The 26,976-nt window shown below is 52.3% G+C and carries 21 protein-coding genes; 5 read left to right on the top strand and 16 right to left on the bottom strand.

Annotated elements, in window-relative coordinates; translation table 11 throughout:
• Positions 1-84: 84 nt before the first annotated feature.
• The 7 genes from CHH28_RS10125 to CHH28_RS10095 form a co-directional block, all read right to left on the bottom strand.
• The gene (locus CHH28_RS10125) at positions 85-2,280 is read right to left on the bottom strand and encodes an OsmC domain/YcaO domain-containing protein (RefSeq protein WP_094060197.1); all 2,196 of its coding nucleotides are present in this window, start codon (positions 2,278-2,280) and stop codon (positions 85-87) included.
• A gap of 335 nt (positions 2,281-2,615) precedes the next feature.
• On the bottom strand, positions 2,616-4,001 hold the full coding sequence (locus CHH28_RS10120) for a DUF1501 domain-containing protein (RefSeq protein WP_094060196.1): 1,386 nt from the start codon (positions 3,999-4,001) through the stop codon (positions 2,616-2,618).
• Between the two features lie 13 nt (positions 4,002-4,014).
• A complete protein-coding gene (locus CHH28_RS10115; protein WP_094060195.1) occupies positions 4,015-5,895 on the bottom strand; it encodes a DUF1800 domain-containing protein in 1,881 nt (626 codons plus the stop codon).
• A gap of 124 nt (positions 5,896-6,019) precedes the next feature.
• The gene (locus tag CHH28_RS10110) at positions 6,020-7,441 is read right to left on the bottom strand and encodes a sensor histidine kinase (protein ID WP_094060194.1); all 1,422 of its coding nucleotides are present in this window, start codon (positions 7,439-7,441) and stop codon (positions 6,020-6,022) included.
• Positions 7,419-8,096, bottom strand: a complete 678-nt coding sequence (locus CHH28_RS10105; protein ID WP_094060193.1) for a response regulator transcription factor — start codon at positions 8,094-8,096, stop codon at positions 7,419-7,421. The genes CHH28_RS10110 and CHH28_RS10105 overlap by 23 nt, the downstream gene beginning before the upstream one ends.
• A gap of 401 nt (positions 8,097-8,497) precedes the next feature.
• Positions 8,498-9,553: a DUF6929 family protein gene (locus CHH28_RS10100; protein ID WP_094060192.1), complete on the bottom strand. Its 1,056-nt coding sequence runs from the start codon at positions 9,551-9,553 to the stop codon at positions 8,498-8,500.
• A 362-nt stretch (positions 9,554-9,915) separates the two neighbouring features.
• Positions 9,916-10,293, bottom strand: a complete 378-nt coding sequence (locus CHH28_RS10095; protein ID WP_233243610.1) for a DUF4870 family protein — start codon at positions 10,291-10,293, stop codon at positions 9,916-9,918.
• Positions 10,294-10,690: 397 nt separating this feature from the next.
• On the opposite strand from CHH28_RS10095, the gene CHH28_RS10090 reads away from it, so the two are divergent.
• Both CHH28_RS10090 and CHH28_RS10085 read left to right on the top strand, forming a co-directional pair.
• Positions 10,691-12,049 (top strand): TldD/PmbA family protein, encoded by a 1,359-nt coding sequence (locus tag CHH28_RS10090; RefSeq protein ID WP_094060191.1) that lies wholly within the window; start codon positions 10,691-10,693, stop codon positions 12,047-12,049.
• Positions 12,049-13,314, top strand: a complete 1,266-nt coding sequence (locus CHH28_RS10085; protein ID WP_094060190.1) for a TldD/PmbA family protein — start codon at positions 12,049-12,051, stop codon at positions 13,312-13,314. The genes CHH28_RS10090 and CHH28_RS10085 overlap by 1 nt, the downstream gene beginning before the upstream one ends.
• 67 nt (positions 13,315-13,381) lie before the next feature.
• Here the strand turns inward: CHH28_RS10085 and CHH28_RS10080 are convergent, their stop codons facing one another.
• Both CHH28_RS10080 and CHH28_RS10075 read right to left on the bottom strand, forming a co-directional pair.
• Entirely contained in the window at positions 13,382-14,029 is a 648-nt protein-coding gene (locus CHH28_RS10080; RefSeq protein WP_094060189.1) for a class I SAM-dependent methyltransferase, read from the bottom strand.
• A 362-nt stretch (positions 14,030-14,391) separates the two neighbouring features.
• Positions 14,392-16,431 carry a PhoX family protein gene (locus CHH28_RS10075; RefSeq protein ID WP_094060188.1) on the bottom strand — a complete coding sequence of 680 codons (2,040 nt, stop codon included), beginning with the start codon at positions 16,429-16,431 and terminating at the stop codon, positions 14,392-14,394.
• 463 nt (positions 16,432-16,894) lie between these two features.
• On the opposite strand from CHH28_RS10075, the gene CHH28_RS10070 reads away from it, so the two are divergent.
• Entirely contained in the window at positions 16,895-17,869 is a 975-nt protein-coding gene (locus CHH28_RS10070) for a hypothetical protein (RefSeq protein WP_094060187.1), read from the top strand.
• A gap of 15 nt (positions 17,870-17,884) precedes the next feature.
• Here the strand turns inward: CHH28_RS10070 and CHH28_RS10065 are convergent, their stop codons facing one another.
• From CHH28_RS10065 to CHH28_RS10040, 6 genes are all read right to left on the bottom strand, one after another.
• Entirely contained in the window at positions 17,885-18,670 is a 786-nt protein-coding gene (locus CHH28_RS10065) for a hypothetical protein (RefSeq protein ID WP_094060186.1), read from the bottom strand.
• 182 nt (positions 18,671-18,852) lie between these two features.
• Positions 18,853-19,998, bottom strand: coding sequence for a histidine decarboxylase (locus CHH28_RS10060; RefSeq protein ID WP_094060185.1), 1,146 nt, complete (start codon positions 19,996-19,998; stop codon positions 18,853-18,855).
• Positions 19,999-20,350: 352 nt separating this feature from the next.
• A complete protein-coding gene (maiA, locus tag CHH28_RS10055; protein ID WP_094060184.1) occupies positions 20,351-20,968 on the bottom strand; it encodes a maleylacetoacetate isomerase in 618 nt (205 codons plus the stop codon).
• Positions 20,965-21,993 carry a fumarylacetoacetate hydrolase family protein gene (locus tag CHH28_RS10050; RefSeq protein ID WP_094060183.1) on the bottom strand — a complete coding sequence of 343 codons (1,029 nt, stop codon included), beginning with the start codon at positions 21,991-21,993 and terminating at the stop codon, positions 20,965-20,967. Before CHH28_RS10050 ends, maiA begins: the two co-directional genes overlap by 4 nt.
• Before the next feature lie 10 nt (positions 21,994-22,003).
• Positions 22,004-23,077 (bottom strand): 4-hydroxyphenylpyruvate dioxygenase, encoded by a 1,074-nt coding sequence (gene hppD, locus CHH28_RS10045; protein ID WP_094060182.1) that lies wholly within the window; start codon positions 23,075-23,077, stop codon positions 22,004-22,006.
• 45 nt (positions 23,078-23,122) lie between these two features.
• Complete coding sequence (locus CHH28_RS10040; RefSeq protein WP_094060181.1) at positions 23,123-24,316, bottom strand: homogentisate 1,2-dioxygenase; 1,194 nt, start codon at positions 24,314-24,316, stop codon at positions 23,123-23,125.
• Positions 24,317-24,453: 137 nt separating this feature from the next.
• Between CHH28_RS10040 and CHH28_RS10035 the strand changes: the two genes are divergently transcribed.
• Both CHH28_RS10035 and CHH28_RS10030 read left to right on the top strand, forming a co-directional pair.
• Positions 24,454-25,350 carry a LysR family transcriptional regulator gene (locus CHH28_RS10035; RefSeq protein WP_094060180.1) on the top strand — a complete coding sequence of 299 codons (897 nt, stop codon included), beginning with the start codon at positions 24,454-24,456 and terminating at the stop codon, positions 25,348-25,350.
• Between the two features lie 258 nt (positions 25,351-25,608).
• Positions 25,609-25,890 carry a 4a-hydroxytetrahydrobiopterin dehydratase gene (locus CHH28_RS10030; RefSeq protein ID WP_094060179.1) on the top strand — a complete coding sequence of 94 codons (282 nt, stop codon included), beginning with the start codon at positions 25,609-25,611 and terminating at the stop codon, positions 25,888-25,890.
• A 113-nt stretch (positions 25,891-26,003) separates the two neighbouring features.
• On the opposite strand, the gene phhA is transcribed toward CHH28_RS10030, so the two are convergent.
• Positions 26,004-26,834, bottom strand: a complete 831-nt coding sequence (gene phhA / locus CHH28_RS10025) for a phenylalanine 4-monooxygenase (RefSeq protein ID WP_094060178.1) — start codon at positions 26,832-26,834, stop codon at positions 26,004-26,006.
• Between the last annotated feature and the right edge of the window lie 142 nt (positions 26,835-26,976).

Below are 26,976 nucleotides of genomic sequence, written 5' to 3'. Positions count from 1 at the left end.
CGCTTACATCTGGCTGCTTACGCATAGCCACAGACAGCAGGCCAGAATCGCTTGTGCGTTCAACGCCCAGGGGCATGCTCCACACTAACCCGCCGCTTTAGCCCGGGCGGCATGCAGCTTTTTGTAGCTGGCCAGCAGGCGCTGATGCTTATCGATGCCTTCGAGCTGGTTGTTGGTGGGCGTTAAGCCATGGAAACGCACGTCGCCATCAATACTGCCGAACACCGCTTGCATGCGCTGCTCGCCGTACATGCGAGTAAAGTTGTGCTGATAGTGCTCGCGCTCTAATTCTTCATCCAGCTCTACCGTAAGCGCCGCCTGCATCGCTTGATAAAACAATTTGCGTTCAACGGTATTGTCGTTGTACTGCAAATAGGCTTCGACGCATTCTTGGGCTAAATCGAGCTGGTTTAAAGCGAGATAAATCAGCAATTTCAGCTCTAATACTGTCAATTCACCCCATACCGTGTTGTCGTCAAACTCAACGCCGATCAGGGTGATAATATCGGTGTAATCATCCAGCTCGCTGTCTTCTAAGCGCTCCACCAAAGCTTGCAGCTGATCATTTTCGAGCCGATGCAAATTTAAAATATCGTCGCGGAAGTACAGCGCCTTGTTGGTGTTATCCCAAATCAAATCATCTACCGGATACACTTCTGAATAATCAGGCACCAAAATTCGACACGCCGGCACACCTAGCTCATGGTAAGTGGCCATATACACTTCCTTGCCCATGTCCGCCAAAATAGCGAACAGCGCGCTCGCCTCTTGCTCATTACTGGCGGTGCCGCCGCTGGTAAAATCCCAATCGACAAAGTCGACATCGGCCTGGCTGCTGAAAAAGCGCCAAGACACCACACCGGTAGAATCAATAAAATGCTCGACAAAATTATTGGGCTCGGTCACCGCCAGACTTTCAAAGGTCGGCGCCGGAATATCGTTTAAGCCTTCAAAACTGCGACCTTGCAATAACTCCGTCAGGCTGCGCTCTAGTGCCACTTCAAAGCTAGGGTGAGCACCAAAGGAGGCAAAGACACCGCCGGTGCGCGGATTCATCAAGGTCACACACATCACCGGGAATTGACCACCCAGCGATGCATCTTTAACCAATACCGGAAAACCCTGCTGCTCCAGCCCTTGAATGCCTTCAACGATATGCGGATAACGCTCTAACACAGAGTCAGGTACATCCGGCAAGGCCAACTCTTGCTCTAGAATCTGGCGTTTAACGGCGCGTTCAAAAATCTCAGACAAGCACTGCACCTGAGCTTCCGCCAAGGTATTACCAGCACTCATACCGTTGCTTAAAAACAGGTTTTCAATCAGGTTGGACGGAATATAAACCGTTTCGCCATCAGACTGACGCGCATACGGCAGCGCGCAAATGCCACGCTCAACATTACCTGAGTTAGTGTCGATCAAATGAGACGCTTGCAATTCACCGTCTGGGTTATAAATTGCTAAGCAGTGGTCATCTAATAACCCCGCAGGCAGTGAGTCATCTTCTGGGAGCTTAAACCAACGCTCATTGGGGTAATGCACAAACTCAGCATTGGCAATTTCTTCACCAAAATACTGATCGTTATAAAAGAAGTTACAGCTAAGGCGCTCCATAAATTCGCCCAAAGCCGAAGCCAGCGCACTTTCTTTACTGGCACCTTTGCCATTGGTAAAGCACATTTGCGAATCGGCATCACGAATATGCAACGACCACACATTCGGCACAATATTGCGCCAAGAACCGATCTCGATTTTCATGCCAAGGCCCGCCAGCAAGGAAGTCATTTGGGCAATGGTTTGCTCCAGCGGTTTGTCTTTGCCGGCAATAAAGGTTTGCTGCTGCGCATCGGGCGCACCCATCAACAAGGCTTGCGCGTCTTCATCTAGGTTATCGACCACTTCGATGACAAACTCAGGACCGGTTTGCACCACTTTTTTAACCGTGCAACGTTCGATTGAGCGCAAGATCCCTTGGCGGTCTTTATCGGAGATATCATCGGGCAGTTCGACCTGGATTTTAAAAATCTGGTTGTAGCGGTCTTCTGGGTCAACAATATTGTTTTGCGATAACCGAATATTTTCTGTGGGAATATCACGGGCAACGCAATACACCTTCACAAAATAAGCCGCGCACAAGGCTGACGATGCCAGGAAATAGTCAAACGGGCTGGGCGCCGTGCCGTCTCCCTTGTATCGAATCGGCTGGTCGGTGACGACGGTAAAGTCGTCAAACTTGGCTTCCAGTCGAAGATTGTCGAGAAAATTGACCTTGATTTGCATGCTAATACCCGGATTTGCAGAACACTTTGCTGACATCGCCAGCCCATTGGGGCGCTATTATCCAGTTTTTGCCGCGCGCGTCTCGGTTAGCGTCACACTCGCATATGACTTTGTAGTGAAGTGGATGATGGTATGAATAGTGGAGTGGGTGTGACAACGCCATTTGCTGCAAGCCAAAGCAGCCGACAATCGGTGCCTAAGGTGCTTTTGCCAAACGAAGCCTGCTCTGGTTAAGTCAATAGCTAGTCAGAGCAGACGACCTTACCGTGCATGCGTTAGCACATTCGTGAGCAAAGCTGGCCAGGCCGTGTGTGGCCTGACCCAGCTGTGTTGGCTTAGGCTAAAAAGCCCAGATTTTGCTCACTGAAGTTTTTCAAATTGGGCAGCGCCAACGCCAATTCACTGTCGTTCAAGCCAAACCAGCGCCCCAAGGTGGCGGCATATTGCTCAACCGCTACGGTGGGAATCAAGCGACCACCTCCACTATCTTGGTCATGGCCATACACTGGCGGCGGAAAGCTGCCGTATAAACGCTTGCCCTGCACCGCGCCGCCCATCACCAAATGATGGCCGCCCCAGCCATGATCGGTACCATCGCCGTTAATGGCCAAGGTGCGGCCAAAATCAGAGGCGGTAAAGGTGGTGACTTTGTCCGCCACACCCAGCTCGTTTAATGCATTATTAAAGGCCATCAGCGCCTGATCAATTTGACCTAACAAAGGCGGCAAATTATTGGCTTGGCGAGAGTGGGTATCAAAACCGCCCAAACCGACAAAAAACACCTGACGATTGACGCCCAGCTCAGAGCGCACGGCAATGGCGTCGGCAATGCCTTTGAGTTGACTGGCCAAAGGGCCTTTAGGAAATTCCGTTGCCAGAGGCGCTGCTTGCGCCCGTACCTGGTTGTAGCGTGCATTACTATCAAATGAGCCGGACAACTTGGCCGCCATGTCCTGCGCTAACAGCGAGTCACCGGCTTGCTGACCGCCGCGAAAGTGCTGCTGCAATAGGCCACCAAGGCCAGGGACTTCTTCGTCGGTATATTCCAGCATATGGATAGCAGAACCGCCGCCAGAGCTGATGCTAAATGGCTGGGTGGATAAGCCGGTCAAAAACACGCTATTCCCCGCCGTCGATAACGCTGTAAACACACCGTCTCGATTGGCATTGGCAGTAGCCATGATGTCACCGAACAAGCCGCCCCAGCCGGTAAACGCCCCCTCCGGTGAGTTGGCTTGCCATAAGTTTTGCTGGTCATTATGAGAAAACAACTTCGGCGGCAAACGCACCGACTGTTGCTCGTAGCTGGTACGCGTGGTCGGCTCAATCAACGGGCCAACATTGCCCACCAATGCCAAATTTCCCTGTTCAAACAGCGACTGCAAACCTGTCATCTCACTGGCCAGGGCAAATCGCTGATTGCCATAATCGCCATAATTATCTGCATTTAATGCCAGCAATGCCGACTGCGCCCGCCCGCCACCTTGCTGCTGAAATAACTCAGAGCGAATGGCCGCCAGCTTTGAATAACTGGCGTTGTCGTGGGGCAATACGAAATCGTGATTGTCCAACCCGCCGTACAAAAATACACACACCAACGCTTTATAGTCGCTGCTTTGCGCGGCACTGGCCGGTGTACTAAAGCTCATCACTGAGGCGCCCAAACTGCCCAATCCAAAAGCGGCAGAGGCCTGTAAAAACTGACGTCGATTGTAAGACATACTCATTCTCCGCTTATCGTTGAACCAGAAAATCGGCCGATGTGGTCACCAAAAATGCCGCCATGGCCACTCGCCATTCCGGGTCGTCCTGCGGCAATAATTGAACTATGGTGCGAATGCGCTCGCGGGTATCAAGGCTCAGCTCAGAAAACGTCAAACGCTCGGCCAGTTGATTAATGATGTCATCAACCGAAGCGGTAGAAATATCACTATAATTCGCCCGCGCCTTGGCAACGGCTTGATTGGCATCAAAAGGAAGACCGACGGAGCCAAAGGTTTCGAGAGACTCTTCAAACTCTTCTAAATGTTCGTTAAATACAAACCAGGCCATGGTATTGATATACCCAGGCGTGGAAGCCGAATTAACGATTTGCAATTCAGGCGCCATAAGCCCCTGAGCACCGGTGACGGTACCCGGCGCCACGTAGCCTGGACGAAAGAAATTAAACACCGACGGTGAGCGATAAGGGTGCTGGGATAAACTTTCGGCATCGGCCATGTGCCACAACACCGGCAAATACTCAGGCTCCATGGTATCTAGGCCAAAGGCACGCGCCCAAGCCGTAAACCTCAGCACTGGCTCACGCACTTTGCCAAAGCTTGCTTGCTGGCGAGCAGCCGGATCACGCGCTTCGCTATCAAATAAAATCGCCGCTGCCGTGGCTGCCAAATCACCACGTTGACCACTGCCCACCACACTGCCATCCGGTAGACGATAACTGCCTTGATCAAAAGTTTGTGCCACTCGCGCCACGTATTGCGGTGTGGGATTGCTGGTCACCAAGCGTTGAATCAACTGTCGACCAATAAAGGGCCCTAGATTAGGGTGAGAAAAAATACCATCTAACGCCTGGGATATACTTGCTTGGGCGTTGGTACCCACCGGAATCACGGTGGTTAAAAAACGTTTTTCCAGCTCCGAATGGTCTTCCGCAAAGACGCGCATAGGCTGACTCCACACGGCATTGATTTGCTCAAACGACGATTCTTCCAAATCCGCCTTGGTGTCGTCATCCCAGCCCATGTTCAGACCAGTGAACACGCGTGCCAAACCAGTGATGTCAGCGTTGGTGTAGGTTTCCAGTGGTTTGCCATCGGCGCCCAAGCGCACCGAGCCATCACTATTTAATTCGTACAAACCAATGGTAAATAGCTGCAATAATTCGCGCGCGTAGTTTTCGTCCGGCATTCGACCCGTGCCGGGGTCGCCTTTGCGGTTGCCCATATAAGTCAGGTAATAACCCATGGCCGGTGAATAGGTGACGTCTTCTAACAGCGCTCGGTAATTGCCCAGCGCATGTTTGTTCATTAAATCCTGGTAATAGGTCATGGAAGCCGGATGATCCGCCAGCTGCTCACCGCCAGCGTCCGACACCACCAATATTTGTGATAACGCAAACGCCATACGCTGGCGCAACTGATCCTGACCGCCCAGTGCGTGGCGCCAAAACGCCATGGTGGCGGTATTGCCGTACCAATCAAATAAGGTGTCTTCTACCTCTTCGTTGTCCTGATCTAAATTCAGCTGCCGTAACGCATCCACCCGATAGGCATTGGCGGACGACATCGGCAGTTGTAGCTGCTGACGAAACCAAGCCGATGGGCTACTGCCGGTGAGACTGTCTAATTGATTGGGCGTTGGCCCAAAGGTCGCCTGAGTCAAAAAGCGCGCAGTCGAAGCTCGATCGGCAAACGCCAGACTGGTATCGCTACCCGATGAACCGTCCGGTGCACTGTTATCCGGTGACGTGCTATCGGGCGAGCTGCTATCTGGTGAGCTGCTATCTGGTAAGTCAGTGCCTGCTGAGTCGCTGCCAGCACCGCAGCCGATGAGCATCAAAGCACATAAAAAAGTTGCCAGCAGCGGCGTGACAGATTGGAATTTCCATCGCATGGTCTTGGCCCTCGTGTTACTGCTGTGGAATACCTCCAGCGTAACAAGCGCAAGGGCGCTGCGGGTTTACAGTTGGCGCTGCGTCAGATTACAAATTTGTATAGTTCGGCACCGTCGCACGACATCAGGCTGGCTCATTACCTTCCTCAAGCAACGGCAGCTCGATACGGAATACCGCACCGGGTTTGCTGGCCGCCAAACTGGCGTGGCCATCGTGCAACTCAGCAATCGACTTCACCAACGCCAAACCTAGGCCATTACCGGCCGAGTGACGACTGTGATCCAGCCGATGAAAGCGCTCAAAAATGCGCTCACCTACGGATTCAGGAATACCAGGGCCATCATCGCCCACGTCCAAGCAAACACAACGCCCGGTAACTGCCAAGCGCAGAAAAACCTGCGCGCCGTCGCGGCTGTGCTCCAGCGCATTTTCCAGCAAGTTAATCAATAATTGAGTTAATAAATCGCCATCGCCGCGCACCTGCAGTTGCGCCGCAATATCGCATTGAAAATGTTTGTCCGCTTCTTCGAATAAAGGCGACATGCTATCGGCCAGATCCTCAGCCAACGCCGACATATCAACCGTTTGAAACGCGGCTCGGCGCCTGCCGGCTTCCACTTCTCCCAAACGCAGCAAAGCACTGAGGGTTTTTAATAAGGTATCGATATGATCGTGTGAGCGCTCAATGTGCTCTTGCAAAGCATCGACGTTGTGTATGTCCCGTTGCATCAATTGCAACCGCCCGGCCAGATTTGACACTGGGGTTTTTAAATCATGCGCCGCACCAACAGAAACACTTTCTAAATTGCGCGTTAGCAGTTGAATGCGTTGCAGCATGTCGTTAATCGCTTGTGCCGAGGCATCAAATTCATCGCCATGCCCATGAAGCTCAACACGTTGTTGCAGCTGTCCGTCACCCACTTGCGACACCGCCTGCGACAGAGCCTGTAAGCGCCTTAGCACCACGCGACTTGACCACCACGCAGCAATAGCAGCAAGGGGCAGCGCGAATATCGCTAGCAGCAGCGACAGCGCCTGTAACACATTCTGCCAAGCCATCAGCTCAGCGGGCAGTAACCGCGCACCGATAATGTTGATACCGGTGTCATCAATCGGCTCAGATAATAGCCTTAGCGGGTGTCCGTCCCAGCCGCCTTCCTGTTCCAACAGACCATCGTTCCAGCCGTCTTCTTCGGCATACAGCTCGGCATATCCTGCCAAGGTGCGGTCTTCTTCATCTACCACACGCACAATGACGTGCTCTTCTTCGATCGCCTCGCTCAACCATTGCGATCGCCACAATGCCTCGCCATCCCAGCGCAGATCATCGACCAATGCCTCAACACCCTCTTCCTGTACCAGGCTTTGCCATTCATCAACAGTATCTTGCAACGAGTGTTCGATGTCGGTTAATTGCTGCCAGCGATAAGCAAAAAACAATACCCATAACAGTAACAGCAGCAACCCCAGCTGAGTCAGGTTGGTTAACAGCGAGCGCCAAAATGTGGAAGAGCGCCACCACTTAATCGGGAGCGGAGATGACATAACCCGCCCCTCGCACGGTGTGAATTAAATCGCAAGCAAAGGGTTTGTCGACCTTATTCCGCAACCGGCTCATATGGGTTTGGACCAAGCTGGTTTTAGGGTCAAACTGAAACCCCCAGATGGTTTCCAGCAACATGGTACGGGTAACAATCTGACCTTCGTGGGCCATTAAATAATCCAGGATGCGGTATTCGCGCGGCAGCAATTCCAAGCGCCGTCCAGCTCGGGTGACCAATTGCGTGGTGCGCTCCAATACCAAGTCGGCAATTTGCCGCCGCTGGGTTTCTTCTAACAAAGGCTGGCGCCGAGCCAGAGCACGCAAACGAGCGTAGAGTTCGGCAAATGCAAAGGGTTTGACCAGATAATCATCGGCACCGGCTTCTAACCCTTTGACGCGATCGTCAATACCATCCAGCGCCGTTAGCAATAAAATGGGGGCGGTTACGCCGGATTGTCGCAAGACACGCACGGCATCTAAGCCGTCCATACCGGGCAGCAGCCGGTCAAAAACGATGACATCATAATTTTGCGCAGCAGCACTGATTAAACCAGCATTGGCGGTTGCCTCATGGGTCATCGAATGCCCCGCCTCCTGCAAGCCTCGTTCAATAAAGGCTGCGGTCTCGTCGTCGTCTTCCACCAGCAGTACGTGCACGGCTTACCCTCTGTGGCCAACATTTATGGTTGTTGTAAGCATTCAATACCCAGTGCAGCTTGTCAAAACTCAACCCTAGACAGTTTCATGGCATGCAGCAAAGTGACCATCTATGGCCACTCTGCTTAGACTTACAATCACGCTCTGAAGCGGCGACTTATTGAACTATTCCTGCACATGATCATCAGACCCAGACCGTCACTGCAGCGGGCCACCCGCAGCGCCAATCGGTAGGCGAAAAGCAGGTACACGAACTAATTTGGCAAGAGTTTTTCACCCAGGTTACGCCTGGGATAATGGCATTTGGCACGCCGTCAGGGAGTGATTGGTTTACGTGATGCGGCCACCATCGGTTACAGCTGCCCTTACTGGGCAGCTGTGATCAGATCAATACAACAGTGTCAGTTAGACGACCATGAGAAGTGCATAAACTGACTGCTTCCGTCGTCATTGTCAGCGGCCAAAATTCCTTTGAAATGGCCTTGCTGATAGTCTGTGATCACCACCGACTCCACTTTGCTGGCCAAAGGCTTTTGCTGATAAACCAAGTGATAGGAAAAATTCGATAAGTCCAATTGCGGAGCGTCACTCAACTGATTGGCAGGCAATGCCAACAGTAAACTACCGATGATGCCGCCGTCATCGTGTTTGTCTACCGACGCGGTAAAAAACACATGCTGACTGGCCGCATGATAGGTAGCCCCCGATAAGGTCGCTTCACGTTCAGCCAGCGCAGGCAAAGTAACGGTTTGCGCCGTCGCAGCTGGCAGTTCTGTCTGCTCTCCAGTCAAGTATTCCAGCCAATCACTTTCATGCAACGAGAACAGCACATTTGGCCCATGCGACCCGCGGCTAAGTAGATACACGCGCCCGTTGTAGTTCATTAATCCTTCGATATTAATAAACTGAGTATTGTCAAAACCCACTACCCGACGTAAATCGCGGTAAAACGGCCTTATGTTGACCCAACGTTGTTCGCCATTGTCCGGATAAAATAGCAACGCTCGCTCCCGCGTATCCGTCGCTGTGCCAGACCCGAGCATCACCAGCAAAGTCCTCCCCTCATGCTCAAACTGCTGGCAAGCCTCCAAATCAGCTTTAATGTCACCAGATACACGACCGTTGGGCTGTGCAGGATGTTCCGATAAAGCTAGCTGATGCTGGATAGATAAGTTTTTATTTAGCGCATAGATTGCTGGCGAATCATCGCCCACCGCATATAAGGTTGGAGCTAACCAGCATTGCGCGGATACCGACGGCAAATTGTCGAGCTGTGTGAAAGATTGAACAGCCAGCTGCTCTATACTGCCTGATGATTTGCCCTCGTCCGTACCCGGCTGATTGCCGGCAAACGCCACAGAGCTGACAGCAAGGCTAAGCAAACACCCAGCTGTCAGAGCACGCTGGGAGCACACCGAGAAGGCGCTGCTGTTATAACTTTTTAAAACTTTCAACATAGACATCCCCAAAAAAAGGGGCGTAGAATGCCCATTCTTCTGTCGTTGCGTCAATAGTTGGGTATTTCATTCGTGGCCGGGAGAATTCAGCAATAAAGCTGTATCCAATGCGCCGCAAGAAGGGTCTATCGTAGACCACCAGACACTGGCCCCATGCCCGCGCCTTAGCAACTCAGTTAGATCATTGTCGACATTCTGGCCTGGGTCGATATCAATGCCATATAGTTTTTAGAGAGCTGCGGATGCTGCCATTAAATGTTGATCGCCCACTATGATCACCCATAAATACAAAGCATTTTTGCGCCAAGGCTGATCGATTGAAGAACTGGCCGCCGGTTCTTCTCAGAGGCCAGTACGTGACATTAAAACATCCAAGTTCCAGGCTCGGGCACGGCTTGTTTATTGCTCAGATATTTCATGCCTTTAACGCAGCGAACAATTAACCAGATCAGCCAAGCAAAATAGAGTAAAACGCCAATCCCGACAAAGGTTAAAATACCGCCGACCACCATAAACAGCAGACCTATCCAAAACGTGCGGATCTGGAAGCGATAATGCGTTTGCTCCCACTCAGGTGCATCACCTTTATAGATATACGCCATCATCACCCCCACAATCCCTGTGATGCCAATCACCAGCCCCAGCAGGTATAAGATGTAAACGATTTGGATTTTATCCGAGTCCTTCGATGGCACATTGCCTGGCGGTTCAGGACTGTCGTGTTCTACTACTTCGTTCATTCTGCTTCTCCGTTCTCGCAGTGATACATTGCCGGCCTGGCTGGCAGCCATAGCCGCCAGCACCGACCTGACAGTCTGCAACAATCGTCGCTGCAATGCGAGATTCAGATGAGCTGTGAATGAGCGCGCTTCACGTACACACGCTTATGCCTGCAACCTAGCAACCTAGCCGTACGCCAGCTCTTGACAATTTATCACCATAACTGCGCCATGCTGGCTTGTTCAGACGTCGCCGACTGTGGCTATCTACTGCAAATCCAAACGATGCACATCAGACTCTGACATTGCACCCCCGCTTTCTGGTTTAATGTCAGTGTCAAGAACTGGGTGCGGACCAGAGTCACAGTTTTGACAGGCTGCTGAACCGCACCTCCATGCTTTAGTGCAAGGAACACTTATGTCTTTCACTGATTTTTCTAATGCGGGCGATTACAACGAAACCCGCTTCCATGAGCTGCGCAAACGTCGCCTGGTCATGGTTGATGGCAACCTGGTGTCTAACGACAGCACCCACAGCGTTGGCCATTCCGCACGTGTTTTCCAGCATGGCTATTGGGGCTTTGCTTCCTCAACGCAGCCCAGCGCTGCCAATGAACTGAGCAACCTGGCGTTGGCCAATGCCAAGGCCATGCAGCTGTTTGGTGGCAAAGAGCAGGTTTTGCCGTCAGCCGCTTATCAGGGTGAACACCGCTTTCAGGGCCAAGCCAGTTGGAGTAGCGAGCAAATCATCGAGTGGCAGCAAGCGGTAAACCAGCTGGTGCACCAGCGCTATGCCGATGTTGCCTCAGTGACCATTGCCTCAATGGACGAACGCCACGACAAGTACGTGCAAAACAGCCAAGGTGCGCGGGCTTACAACGAAATTGCCCGTGGCCAGTGTTACATCGGCCTGACCGTCAAAGACAAAGACGACAAGCCGGTCGAGTTGATGGACATATTCAGCTGCAAAGGCAGCTTTGGTGACATGAACTTGTCCATGGCCCATGTCGAAGCAAAGCTCGACGCTCTGTACCAACACCTGATGGCCAAGCGCGAAGCCGTGCATGCCCGTGGCGGCTTGCAAACGGTGGTATTGGCACCAGATTTAGCGGGCATTTTGGCCCACGAAGCCATGGGTCACCCGTGTGAAGCAGACCTAGTGCTGGGTGGTGCCGTCACCGGCGATTTACGCGGCCAACGCGTCGCCAGCGATCTGGTCACCATGATGGATTTCGCCCACAGCTACAACGGCCAGGAGCTGCTGGTGCCGGTATATGCTGACGACGAAGGCACCCCGGCCGAGGACGTGGCACTGATCAAAGACGGCATACTCACCGACTTTATGCACAACCGCGAAACCGCGGCACAGTTTGGCAATCGTGCGACCGGCAACGCTCGTGCCTACGCGCCAGACGACGAGCCGCTGATTCGTATGCGTAATACCGCCATTTTGCCGGGCAGCAGCAAGCTGGAAGAGATGCTGGCCGACGTTGAAGACGGTTACTACCTGCTGAAAACCGGCAACGGCCAGGCCGACACCACCACCGAGTTTATGTTCGGCGTGACGCTGGGCTATGAGATCAAAAACGGCAAATTGGGTCGCGCTATCAAAGACACCACCATGTCAGGTTCGGCGATCAAGATGCTGCAATCGGTGGATGCGGTATCCGACGATATGTATTGGGAATGCTCTGGTTACTGTGGCAAGAAACAACCCATGGTGGTCTCCATGGGTGGTCCAGCCATTCGTGCCAAAGCACAATTGGGAGGTGAATAATGCAAGCCTTGGCAAAAGACACTCTGGCGCAACTGCTGGCCGCCGGATTCGATGACGCCCGCGTCACCATCACCGAAAGTGATGCCCATGAGTTGAATATGGCACACAGCCACGTCAGCCTGATGCGCAGCACCAACAACCAAACCATGGCCTTGCTGGGCATTAAAGATCAGCGCAAGGTCACCGCCAGCGTGTCCAATCTGAGCGCTGACTCCATTGCGGACGTGATCGCCAGCATGGTGCGTGACGTGGCCACCGCGCCGCAGGACGAAGGCAATGCGGTATCGGCCAACCAGGCAGGCGAGTTCACTCGCGGCCCGCAGCAGGTTGATCGCGAGGCACTGGCCAAAGCAGCACAGCAGCTGCTGTCGGCCCGCAGTGAGCACTATCCGACCTTCCAAATCGAAGAAGCGGCGATCAAGCACTCACTCGACACCACCACCTTGGTGACCTCACAAAACACCGAACTGACATCGACCATCGGCAGCTACGACGTCTCGCTGATGGGCTCAAGCAAAGACGAGCATGGTACCAGCTCGTTCAATTACACCGGCGGCGCCATCGATGCCTTGCCAGACGAAGTGATTGAGCACTTTGAACTGGAAAACCTGATGGCCAACAGCGTGCAAGAAACGCAAAGTCGGCTATTGGGTGAAAAGTTTGTCGGTGACGTCATTTTGATGCCAATGGCGGTGATGGATTTGCTTGGCTGGTTGCTGGAGCAAGTCACCGACTATTCACTGATCAGCGGCACCTCAGTCTACCAGCACGCGGTGGGTGAGCAGATCGCTAGCTCCTTGCTGACGGTACGCCAACAGCTGCAAGGCGCAGGTGTGTCGCCGATCAATGCCGAAGGCTTTGTCGCCGAGCCACTGACGCTGGTGGACAAAGGCCGTCTCAACGCCCTGTTGCCGAGCTATTACGGCAGCCGCAAGTTGGACCTGCCACATACTCCGGTCAGCTCAGGCTGGGCCATCGAAGGTGGCGACAGCAGCCGCACAGAAATGGTCACCAGCGTCAGCAAAGGCGCACTGGTTAGCCGCTTGTCGATGGGCAGCCCGGCGGCCAATGGCGATTTTTCTGGCGTGATTAAAAACAGCTTCTTACTGGAAAATGGCGAGCGCACCACCGCGCTGTCGGAAACCATGATCACCGGCAACGTCGGCCAGATGCTGCAAGACATCGTCGCCATCAGCCGCGAGGTGACCGACTACGGTTCCCATCAGCTGCCTTGGCTAAAGGTGACAGGGCTGAAGTTCTCTTAAGCGCTTTGTTGCTTGCCCAACGGGCACAAAAAACCCGAGCTAAGCTCGGGTTTTTTTATTGCCTTCTTCAGGCACTGCGCTGGCAGCTGTACAACAGGGTTTCACATAAAAAAGGAAACTTGGACAGCGAGTGCTTTTTCATGCGACGGCCCCAACGCTCTTTCTTGCGGTCCAAAAACGTCGCCACGCGTTGATCTACCGTAAGACCATTGACGTTCAGCATGTACTCTAGTGTTCGCGGAGTAAAGGCCGTGGTGTGCTCAGGGTGGTTTGACTCGTAGCCGAACAACGAGTTTTTAAAGTTATTAATAAAGTAAGCGTTTGGTGTGGAAATAAACAAACGCGTATGCGGCTGCATAATACGTTTAATATTTTCAAACACCGAAGCGAAATTAACAAAGTGCTCGATCGCCTCCCCCAGAATAATAATGTCCGGCGTAAAATCCAGCTCGCCCATTTTATTCATGTCGAACAGACGAACATCGGTAATGCCCTGGGACGACAAATAATTAATCGACGCTTCATCAATGTCGATACCCAGCAAAGAGTCGGTGACCGATGCCAGCTTGGTGTGCAGCAGCAACCCTTCTTTTAGCTTGCGCTCGGTGTAAGGTGAGTCACAAGCGCCAATATGCAGTACGGATTTTCCCTTACATGCAGCCATTAAGTGCTGATCTCGCGACCATGCGAACGAAAAATCCAAGTTGTACTTCATATCCTGAAACCTATATCAATCCACAATTAAGCAAGGCGGTATGTCACACACGACTGACGAAGGAGGCACAACAGCCAGGGGCCTGATAAGCAGCAGAAGTTCTGAGGCATCGCACTGGCAATGTGAAGATCGTTGCAGCCAGTCGACGGAGCATCCGTGGGCATACGCACTAGGGGCGCAAAGTTAAACCAAAGCGTAGATGGGGTCAATCAACATGGTGGAGCCGTGTCGAGCGGGTTATCAACAATGCCAACCGTGCACCTCTGCGCCGCTCAACGGCCTTGACGAGCGAAAACGTCGGTGTTTAGTACAATGATCAAAAGCCAGGCACCAGCCGACACTGGCGCCTAGCCTGAACGACGTCAGCTGCCGATGATGCCGCCGTCTTTGCGGGTAATCACCACCGTGGTCGAACGCGGACGACTAAAGCCATCGTTAGCCGGGAAATGGCTGGTAAAGGCGCCAGGCTCTGAATCACCGCCTGGGTGCTGCAGGTTGACAAACATGGTACGCCGGTCGGGCGTCGTTACCACACCCGTGACTTCGCAATTGTTGGGGCCGGTCAGGAAGCGTTTAATCACACCGGTATCGGGTTCTGCGGCTAACATCTGGTTGTTACCAAAATCACCAGCGGCATTGCTGCCAGCCAGCATCGAGCCCGACATATCGGTTTGAATCCACATTAGGCCGCTGTCGTCAAACCACAACCCATCTGGGCAGGACAGCAGATTGCCGTCATCCAAAGCCGCCTCTTGCGCGGTATTGGGCAGTACTTTGCCGTCACCATTTTGCCCGCCAAGCAGGAAAATATCCCAACTGAAACTGCTGCCGCTGCCTTCCGACCAGCGAATAATATGGCCGGTACTGTTATTGGCGCGCGGGTTGGGTGCGTCGGTTTGCTCGTCTTCCCGGCGGGTATTGTTGGTCAAGGTGAAATACACCATGCCAGTGCGCGGGCACACAGCGCCCCATTCTGGTCGGTCCATGGGGGTCGCGCCGACGACATCGGCAGCGGTACGCGCATTGATCAGCACATCGCCCTGGTTAGAAAAACTGACGTTGGCGGCGCTGGCTTTGGTTTGAAAAGTCGCGTCGTTAATGTCTAACGCCAACCACTCTCCGCTGCCATCGTCGTTGAACTTTGCCACGTACAACGTGCCTTCGTTCATCACTTCATCGCCGCTGATGCCTTCACGGTACAGCGCTTTACTGACGAATTTATAAATGTATTCAAAACGCGCGTCATCGCCGGAATAAAACACCACCGGCTCGCCCACTTTTGGTTGGGCAAAGACAATGCCTTCATGAGCAAAGCGTCCCAGTGCCGTGCGCTTTTTCGGCATCGAATTAGGGTCGAACGGGTCGATTTCAACGATCCAACCAAAGTTGTTGCACTCGTTGCGGTAGTCGGCGTTAGCGCCGTCGCCACTCGGGCTGACATCAAAGCGCTCGCTCATGCCACGCGGTAAATGGCTGTCGATTTTGTCCCAGTTATACCAACTGCCGGCATCGCCAGCATCGGCAATGCCATAACGCGACTGTTCACGCGGTTGCGACTCAGCGCTTTGCGCAGTGTTGTGGAAATAGCCACGGAAGTTTTCTTCACAGGTCAAATACGTGCCCCAAGGCGTAAAACCATGGGAACAATTATTGATGGTGCCGCGTGTGCGCGTGCCGTCTGGGCTATAAACGGTTTTTAATTTATCGTGGCCGCGTGCCGGGCCAGTCATTTCCATTTCTGTCAGTGCCGTGACCCGGCGATTGTAGGCACCGCGCACCACTTCCCAGTGCGAACCACCCGCCGCGGCGCGTTGCACCTCGACCACCGACACACCATGGGACGCCATTTCTTTTAATACATGATCTTGCGGCAATGGCAGACTGGTGGCCGGGTTGGCGTGCAGCACCTGTTGGTCGATGTATTCGTGGTTGACCACCAACAGACCGTGCTCGGACGAATCGTTGAGTGGGAAATAATGCATGCCATCGTGATTAGAGCCAATTTGTTGCAGCGCTTCTTCGCCGCTGTTGGTGCCATCACTGCGGTAATCCGGATAGCTGCCAGTGATCGGCGTACCCCACGGAATCAGCGGCGCCCACTGGTACCCCTCAGGCAAGGTTACTGTGTCCGCACGCGAGGTCGGAATGGCATTAAAACCCGCTCGCGGGGCATCGGCGCTGCCGGTTGCTGCACCGTCGTTATTGTCGTCATCGCTGCCACAGCCCGCCAGGCCCACGCCCATAAAGTTTACCGCTGTGGCGCCCATCAAACTCTGCAGCACAGAGCGGCGTGACAAGCGCACCTCGATGACTTTTTCCATTGGGGTATTTCCAGAGCGGTTCATCTCTGGCTCGTAATTTGGACCTTCTGCGAGTCGCAACTCGCGCTCATTATCAGTCATGGATGTCCCCTCTCTGGTATCCACAGGTGGTAGTCATTCAGCCATTTATAATTGCTTTGCAGGCCTTGGCGCCGGGGCTGAAACGTCGAGGGAGCAGGCTAAACAGTGCGTATGTCACTCACGTGACGAACAAAACAGGAAGCGTACAGGCCGGTGAACTTGTGCGAGGAAACGCCAATTTATGTCAACCGGAGCGCTGAATTGGCCACGCTAACGCGATGTTGCGCCTGCCACTGCGTTAATCAATGCCGCACGCCAAGGTTTTCATCACCATCATTTCGCCATGCCCATCCATGAATTTGCGGCCAATGGGTTGGCCAGCTGGCTGCCGAGAGCCAATTGTGAGAGTCAGTAGTGAGAGTCAGTTGTGCAAACCACTCGACAAAACAGCCTCCGCCGCTGCCCGAGACAAGCCTGCATCTGTATGATCCGAAACACACAACCGCTCAGAATGGAGGCTTAGATGATTGTTCCCAAATACTGGTCAGAGGCTCAGCAAACGGCGCCCGTCGCCAATGGACAGCGAACGATCAAACGCTTCGGCTGGTCCGACAGCAGCCAACAGGCCGCCGAGCAGCATGCCCAACAACGACTGGCCGAAGCCCTCGAAACGCTGGCAGCCACCGGCAGCGTGCGCCGTATGGATCACAAGGTGGCGTACAACAGCACCGAAGGTTTGCCGATTCGAGAAGAAGTGATCGCTAACTATGATGACATCGTCATTTCGCGCAACGCTTACGGCGCACTGTGTCTGAACACACCATCGGTCCTGTTCGCCGACATCGACTTCGACCCACACCATGGCGGTTTGACCCTGCCCTGGTTGCTGCCGCTGGTCATCGGCCTGGGGCTAAGTTGGGTGTTCGCCCCCGACTCCACGGGTTGGCTACTGGGCCTCGGCATCACATTGGTGATCAGCCTAATTTCATGGCTGTTGGCCAAACGGAAAAAAGTCGAACAACGACGCGGTGAAGGTGAGCGGCAACTGGAGAATATTCGCGCATTCTCGCAGCGCTACCCAGAACTGCACCTACGCATCTATCGCACCCCTGCTGGCTATCGCGTTCTGTGTATGAATGAGCTGTTTGACCCGCGCAGCGACCGCGCTCAACAGCTGTTAAAAGAGCTGCACTGTGACCCTCTGTACAGTCAGCTGTGCTTTAACCAGCAGTGCTTTCGAGCGCGAGTAAGCCCTAAACCCTGGCGCATTGGGATGCAACGCATGCAACCAGCCAGCGGCGTCTGGCCAATCAAAGCAGAGCGTATGCCGCAACGCAGCGCCTGGGTGCAGCAGTATGAACAAACGGCATCGACGTACGCCGCTTGTCACTATGTGGAGCGCTTAGGGGCACAGCAAACGTTGCCTGAAACTGAACAAGTACAAAGGTTACACGACGATTATTGCCGCGCTCAGGCCACCGAGTTAGCGATGGGTTAAACCGCGCTGTGACGATCAGTGCCAAAACCGATCGTCTACCTGACGCGATTGTTGAGGAAACCAAGCGTTGTCGACGCCGATGTTGGTGCGCTGAGACACGTTCGCAGCCTCCAACGCATGTCGGACCAGAGGATGGTCATAAAAAAACCTTTGATAGCTACCGTCCTCGTGGCTATTAATAAATGCCTGAGAAATCAACTGTGCTAACTGCTGATTATCATGATGCACAAAAAAATACATCGCCGACGGGTAGCTCATCATCAGCTGCGGATGAACCATAAGATTGGTCAGCTCAGGGCGATCCTCCAGCTCACCGTACACTTCCAATATGCCGCGTGAAAAATAGCCCGGATGTCCTTGATCGATCACCGTAAAAATATCGTCGTACGAGCGTTCGTACACCAGCAGACCGTTATTGCGGAACATATCGACTTCCGTCCAGCCAAACCCTAATAACGCCGGGTGCAAAGCCAACTGTGCCACTTGGGTGATTTGATCGTAGGAGGCATGATGCTGCTGGTTAACTATCAGCAGACGATGGCCAATTAAACCGCGAGAGATCGGATAGCGCAGTGGCGTCAGCGTGGCTTCCAGCTCCGCCGAGGTGCCCGCATACATGATGTCTATTTCTTTGTTGAGCACCATCGCCACTTTACGTTTCTGCGTTGATACCGGATGGTCCGTTTGCACCAGACGAACGTCTTCGCCGGAGTACTCAAGCAGCCACCGCAAAGCATCCATATAAATATTACTTTCACGACTGTCACTCACCTTCACATCCAGCGCAGCGACCTGCCGCACAGGGAAGCTCGTGCAAACAACGAATATAAGCAGATAGAGAATCAGCATAGGCACTCTCCCGTTATCCATCCAGAATAGATAACTGGCGCAATGCCGACATCAGCACAGGCTGTCAGGTCTGACTGACGCAGTGAAACCGTGCAAGAAGCACACATCACTGGCTTTGTCGGAGCTACTTTACCTCAGCTGGCCATTTCTTCTTTGGCCTTATCGCTCACTAGGTCATCAATCACTTGAGTTAGCCGACTGTCATCGCTAACGGTTTGCGGAGCAACGATGATGTGCGCCACGTCGCCAGCAACAGCGAGGTAGTGCTTGCGCCAAATCTGCTCAGACGGTTTAGGAACAACGACGATATTCGAATTGAGATTGCGCCAGGCGGGTAATTTATGGTCATTCAATACTTGCACCGTTTTCTCAGCCAGCGCCAAACAGCGTTGAATGCGCTGTCTTTTCTCTTGCTCGGTGCTGCTGCGGATAAACTTCCATAAAAATAATGGTGTCAGACCATTGCGCGAACCGGTTAGCGTTTTATCCGCGGCGGCAATGTACTCGATGTTATGACTGACTCGATCAACGTGTTCTTTCAAGGCCAAAACGATGCCACACGGAATGGGCGAACCGAGCATCTTATGGCCAGAGACAGAAATAGAATCAATACCGTCGGCAAAGGAATATTGCGGAGGATTATCAACGTAAGGGATGATCAAACCATGAAACGCAGCATCAGCATGCAAGTAATACTCATCCCGCTCAAACCCGGCGTATTGCAAACGCTGCTGAATCTGCGCTAGATCATCTATCGCACCCAACATGGTGGTGCCAAGGTTAGCGAAAATAATGGGGGCCTTCGTCGGGTTAGCATTCAACGCTGCCTCTAGAGCATCGTAGTCCAACTCACCATTCGCTTGTGACGCGACTTCACAATATTCAATATTAAGGAAACGTACGATCTTCATCACTGAGTAGTGGGTGTCTTTCGAGAAGTACACCACGCCATCGGGAAAGCCTTCACGAGCCAGATAACAGCCGTACATATTACCTTCGGTACCACCATTGGTGACATAGCCCCATGAGCGATCTGTATCTGAGTGAAACAACTGGCAAAAGTACTCAATCACATCCCCTTCAAATGCAAAGCTGTTGAGCGGGTAGTTCGATACCTCGCCCCAATCACCGACATTATTAATGGCGAACTGCAAAAACGGCCATAACTCGTGATAGTCAAAATCCGACGATACCGGATAGCCCAACATCTGATGCTGATGATCACGACACACATCGTATAACTCTTTCAGTCGCTGAGAGTCGTCGTAAGACAGTGGCATATCAACCCCCTACATCCAAAACTATCACTGAGCACAATCACTACTAGAAATAAAGACAATACCGTTAGAGCTAACACCATATACAAACCAAAATTTGCTCAAGAGGCGGAATTAAAGCCAATATATATCCAGCTAACGGCACATCCAAAGTGAAGTTTTACCGGACTAACAGGACAATAACTCAGAAAACCTCGGCCATCCTTCTGTTCAAAAATTCTTGAGCTAACCAGACACCTCTAGAGAGCTTCACCCATAAAAATTAAAACAGAAGCGGAAAAAGTAAAGCCCGCCACCTCATAGGCCTTACAAGGAGGCGGAATAAATATCTCAGAAATACTAAAAAGCAGCCCACCTACTCCTCCGGAGCCGCTTCAGAAAATGCTGACAGTGTTAAGCAATGCTCGTAGACGGCGCGGATTTTTGGAAATGCTGCCATGGGAGCCTCAAAGCGATAGGCGTTATAGACTTGGGGGATCAGGCAAACATCGGCATAAGTCAGCTTATCCTCCATACAGTAAGGGCCATCGCCCAACTGCTTTTCTAGGGCCGAAAAGCCAACGCCAATCCAGTGATGATACCACTGAGTTTTTTTCTCCTCAGATAGCCCCAGGTCATTCACCAGATATTTCAACACCCTCAAATTATTTAAAGGATGAATATCTGCCGCTATCTGATTCATCAGGCTTCGAGTTCTGGCGCGCATGGTCGCATCTTTTGGCAACAAGGCCGGGTCAGGATGCTCCTCCTCCAACCACTCCAGAATCGCAAGGGACTGAGTCAAACACTCATCGTCACTAATTTGCAATGCAGGAACCAGCCCTTGAGGTTGGCGACTGAGGTGAGCTTGTTTTCCTTGCTCACCTAATCGCAGATCCACCGGCACCCTTTCGTAAGCAATGCCTTTTAAATTGAGCGCTATCCGCACCCGATAGGCTGCAGATGAGCGCCAGTAGTCATACAGCGTCATCATGACTGATGGCCTTTGTACTCAACGACCGTCTGATCAATGGCACCAAAAATGGACTGGCCATCGCTGTCCAGCATTTCAATATGCACCTGATCGCCAAAGTGCATAAAGCTGGTTTTTGCAGCACCGGTATTGATGGTTTCTATCATTCGCACTTCGGCGATACAGGAGTAGCCTACGCCGCCATCACTAATGGCCGATCCATGTTCCGTATTTTGCTTATTGGAGACGGTTCCTGAGCCAATAATGGTGCCGGCAGATAACGGACGCGTGTGCGCCGCATGAGATACCAGACGAGCAAAGTTGAAAGTCATATCTTGACCGGCATTGGCGCGACCAAAAGGTTGACGGTTATAGTCAACATTGAGCGGCAAGTGCACTTTGCTGTTTTCCCAAGCAGGGCCTAATTCGTCGGGCGTAACGGCAACCGGAGAAAAACTGCTCGACGGTTTTGACTGAAAGAAGCCAAAGCCTTTAGCCAATTCCGCAGGAATCAGGCCTCGCAGAGAAACATCATTCACCAGCATCAATAATTGAATATGCTTTGCTGCTTGATCTTCAGGCACGCCCATCGGCACATCATCGGTAACAACGGCGATTTCTGCCTCGAAATCGATGCCCCACTCTTCGGAGCCCAGGGCAATGTCATCACAAGGGCCAATAAAGCTGTCTGATCCACCTTGATACATCAGCGGGTCAGTCCAGAAACTATCAGGCACCTCACTGTTGCGAGCCTTGCGCACCAGCTCTACGTGATTGACGTATGCACTGCCATCGGCCCATTGATAGGCGCGCGGCAGCGGCGAGGCGCAGTCCTGCGGGCGAAATTCAAATACACCCGCTAAGTCAGAAGATTGTTGGTTCAGCTGTTGATAGACATCTTGCAGCTTGGGCTCCGTTTCTGCCCACAGGTCCAATGCTTGCTGCAAAGTGCCAGCAATATGTGGCACTTCAACCGCCGATTTAAGATCACGGGACACAACGATCAATCGACCGTCGCGCCCTTGTTTAAGACTGGCAAGTTTCATTGCAGCCTCCTCAAATAACACCGCGGGCTTGCTGATCCCGCTCAATGGATTCAAACAATGCCTGGAAGTTGCCTTCGCCAAAGCCGTGATGCTCTTTGCGCTGAATCAACTCGATAAAGATCGGGCCAAACAGGTTTTTGGTGAAAATCTGCAGCAGATAGCCTTTTTCATCACCATCCACCAACACCTGATGTTTCTGGATGCGCGCTGGGTCTTCAGTCACATTCGGCACACGGTCGAACACTTGGTCGTAATAATCGTCATTGATATCCAGCGTCTGGATACTGGTTCCTTCCATGGCATCCAAAGATGACAGCAAGTCTCTAGAGGCAAATGCCAGATGCTGAACGCCAGGGCCATGGTATTCATCCAGGTATTCATCGATCTGGTTGTTTTTGTCGTCCTTGCCTTCGTTAATCGGAATGCAGAAACTGCCATCCGGCGATTTCAGTGCATTGGAAATCAATGCGGTTTTTTTGCCGCGAATATCAAAGTAGCGAACATCAGTAAAACCAAAGATATCTTTGTAGAAGTTAGCCCAGGTTTCCATGGTTCCTTTATAAACGTTGTTGGTCAGATGATCGACATTCATAAAGCCTTTTTCAGGCACCCGAACCGGCTGCTCTAGGTCGTCAAAATCAGCATCATAAATGGAGCCTTTGTCACCAAACAGGTCGATAAAATAGATAAGGCTATCGCCAATACCGTAAATGGCAGGGTAAGGCAGATCTTTATCGACATCACTGGCAGGCTTTGCACCACGCTTGACTGCCTGTTCATAGGCATACTGGGCATCATCAACGCGCCAGCCCATCGAGCAGATGGCCGGACCATGACGCTCAGCAAAGCTCTTAGAAAAGCCCTTGCGCTCGTTATTCATCAAAAAGTGAATATCGTTTTGGTTGAAGTACAGGATATCCTTACCTTTGAAGGATTTAAGCTTGGAAAAACCGAAATCCAAAAACACTTTTTCCATAAAATCACTGTCTGGCGTGGCGAATTCGGTGAATTCAATGCCACGCAGGCCCAGCGGGTTGCTCTGCGTATCGTCTGCTTGATGCTCTGGTGTGAACTGAGTATTCATGGTGCTACCTCGCTTGCTATCTTTGTTATTTTTTAGCTTCAGTTTTTATTCAGATTCGAGCCATGACTGGTGATAGTCACTCGCCATGGTGTTTTTAACGTGTTCAGTCAGTTGCAATGGCGCAAAGGTATCCACCATTACGGCATATTCTTGCGTTTCCTTGGCACCGATAGATGCTTCTGTCTTACCCGGCTGTGGCCCGTGCGGTACGCCACCCTGGTGCAAGGTGACATACCCGGCATCAATACCTGTGCGACTCATAAAGTCGCCATCGACGTAATACAGCACCTCGTCGCTATCAATATTCGAGTGATAATACGGTGCCGGTATGGCCTCTGGATGGAAGTCGTACAGACGAGGCACAAAGTTACAGAGCACAAAACCTTGGCCACCAAAGACTTGGTGAATACTCGGCGGCAAGTGGATTTTGCCGACGATGGGTTGAAAATCCTTGATATTAAATGCCCAAGGGTAGAGATAGCCGTCCCAACCGACCAAATCGAATGGGTGCCATTGCAGCTGATGCGCCTGGTATTGATCGCGATATTTACTAATGACCTGGAAGTTGCCCTGCTCCACAATTGGGTCCATCAACCGCGGTGCTCGAATATCCCGCTCACAGTAAGGAGCGGTTTCTAGCAGCTGACCGTATTCATTGCGATAGTGCTTGGGAATCTCCACCATGGAGTTCGCCTCGACAATAAACAGGCGAACCTTGTCGTAATCATTAAAGTGAAGCTGATAAATGGTGCCTCGTGGAATCACCAGATAGTCCCACTGCCGCACTTCTAGGCGTCCGTATTCCGACAGCAGCTCACCCTCACCTTCATGGACAAAAATAATCTCATCGGCGTAAGCGTTGCGATAAAACTGATCGGTGGGTTCTGTTACCCGCGCCGTGTGAATCGACAGATCCTGATTGAAGAACAGACGATTGCGAGCGTTATAAAAATTGCCCTGGCGATCCGCTTTGCGACTATCGAGTTTATAGTTTTGTACCAAACTGTCTTGCCACAGGGCACCGTGCTCAATGTGCAGTCGCTCAACGGCCGGGCTTTTGGTCGGCATATTGTGATGGTATTTGGTGCTGTACAGGCTGGAAAAGCCATGGGTCGACACCAGCTCCTCCCGGTACAACTCCTCTTCCTGCCCGGCCTGAACACCCGGATGCTGAGCATCTTTGTAAAAAGTCACATGATGCTTGGCGGGCAACTCACCTTGTTTGACATAAAACGGCATGCGTACAGCCTCGTCCGAAATCTGATCGATGACTCCATTGTGTGTCGTTCAACCACTAAAAAAAGAATAATATTTGCATCATCTCCATCTATTAGTTAGATATAGATATACACCAATGGAGAGTGACGGGTACGCCGATGAAAGTGGATATGGAAGCCCTCAGGGTTTTGGACACCATCATGCAGGAGGGCAGTTTCGCCAAAGCCGCCGCTAAGCTGCACAAAGCCCAATCTGCCGTGAGCTACCAGATCCGCAAGCTGGAGCAACAACTGAACATCGACATTTTTGACCGCAGCCAATACCGCGCCACCCTCACCCCCAGGGGCCAAGCGCTGTGGGCCGAGGCCCAACGCATGCTGCAGTTGGCCAAGCGCATTGAAAGCCTGGCTGAGCGCTACACCGAAGGCTGGGAGCCGCGGCTGGAGCTGGTTATTGACGGCGCGTTGCCCATGGTGCCCATCATGGGGGCGCTCAAGTCCCTGGCTGATCGGGACATTCCGACGCGCATCCAGGTCAAGGTAGAAGCGTTGGGTGGCGTGCAGATGCGCTTTGAAAAGGACAACGCGGACATCATGCTGGCCAAGGACTATGTGCCACACCCCTCCCTCACGGCGGTGCCACTGACGCCTGTTAGCCTCGTACTGGTGGCGGCCAGCCATCACCCCCTAGCCGGAGAAAACAACATCGAGCTGGATCAGCTGCACGACCATGTCGAGTTGACCATCAACGATACCAGTGAGCATGCGTCTTCTCGCTCGGATTCCATGCAGTTCGGCGGCGATCGTGTATTTTATATGCACAGTTTCTCGGCCAAAAAAACTGCAATTGAGATGGGCCTTGGGTTTGGCTGGATGCCGGTGTTCCAGGTCAGAAAAGAGCTGGCCGAAGGCAGCCTGATCGAGTTGGATTATCGCGCCGGTTCGCGGGTGTCGTTTACTCCCATGCTGGTCTATCGCAATGAGCCACCACTGGGAAAAGCCGGAGGCATTATCGCCGAACTGGTCGGGAAAGCGTTTCAGCAATTTGAAGGTTGATGCGTGTTTTCATGAGCGATCGAGCTAAACACGACCTTTGAAAAACGGCCAGAAAAAGGTTCGACAGTTTAAGTAGCAAGCCGGCTATACAGCTCTGATAAACCCAGAGGCTGCGTTCATTTTTATCAAAACAACAGCTCTTGCGGCGATGGACATTTCCAAACAAATTACTTCATAGTAAAAAGCAGCATTAGCACTATCTCTGGGCGTCAAGGTCGCTCGTCGACGATGTCAAACATTAACAACAGGAGAATTTAAATGGCAAATCTTACCGAGATTCCTGCAGCGCTGGCAGCCAGCGGCTGGCAGTTGTCCACAGATAAACAGTCCATTCACAAAGTGTTTAAATTTGCCGATTTTCGCGATGCCATGAGCTTTATGGTGCGTGTATCGTATGAGGCAGAAGCCGCCGACCATCACCCAGAATGGCTGAATGTGTACAACCGAGTGGAAACCACCTTAACAACCCACGATACCGGCGGCCTCACCCAAAAGGATATCGATCTGGCTGAAGCCATGGATAAGATTTCCGAGCGGTAGGAAACCTGTGAATCAAGCGCAGAGATGCGCGGCACACCCAGCACTAACAGGACCGGGACCGAAACTTATCCCAGAACCTTGCATGAGCCATCCACCGTCTGGCGCAGGCGGATCTAACCAGCTTGCGCAGACTTTGGAGGAAACAGCGGCTCAAACATGCCCAGCTGCTCGGCTTTTCTCATTTCAGAGAATAGGTCCATGTGTGCAATTTCAAATAGGTCGTCGATGCTGTCCAGCACATAATAAATGGGCTGCATAATATCGATACGATAAGGCGTTCTTAACACATCCAACACATTGAATGGACGCAGATCCGGTGTAGTACTGCAGGCGTACTGAGTTTCGCCAATGGATGACAAAATGCCTCCGCCATAAACGCGAGTGCCTACAGAGGTTTTTAACAGCCCAAACTCCACCGTAAACCAGTACAGCCGCTCCAAGAACCGTCTTTGCGCGTCATTGGCTTCCAGCCCAAGCTTACCGTAGGCTTCGGTAAACGCCGCGAAGCTGGGGTTGGTGAGCATCGCACAATGGCCAAACACCTCATGAAAAATATCTGGCTCTTCTAGGTAGTTCAGCTCTTCACGAGCACGGATAAAGGTAGCGCAGGGAAAGCGCTTATTGGCGAGCAGCTGGCAGAAGGTAATAAAAGGGATCAGCGCGGGGACCGCCGCGGCACTCCAGTCCGTGGCATGCCCAAGAGGCTCGGATACCTCGGCCAGCTGAGGAATACGCTCTTGCGGTAACCCAAGAAGCTCCATGCCATGGACAAACTCCTCACAGGCAACGCCCTGAATGGCAATTTGCTGGCGTTCAATCAGGTCTTTCCAGACCAAGTTCTCTTCAGCCGTATAGTGAATCAGGCCGTTGGCATCCGGCGTTTTAGCCGTGTATTTGGAACCGGGGACGGCTTCGATAACGATATTGTGTGCATTGCTGCCCATAGTTGACACCCTCAACGCTCAGGATGGGTAAACCCTATGCGTCCATGACTATATTATGTGCCTGTCACTGACCGATCAGCGGCCGGAGCTACAGGCATTTCTTGTAAAGTCGGTGACGTTCGCTTGTGGCGATCATCGACAG

This window comes from Bacterioplanes sanyensis (genome assembly GCF_002237535.1).
Classification (GTDB): domain Bacteria; phylum Pseudomonadota; class Gammaproteobacteria; order Pseudomonadales; family Oceanobacteraceae; genus Bacterioplanes; species Bacterioplanes sanyensis_A.
Note: the sequence above shows the minus strand (reverse complement) of the source record. Positions and strands in the feature narration are given on the sequence as shown.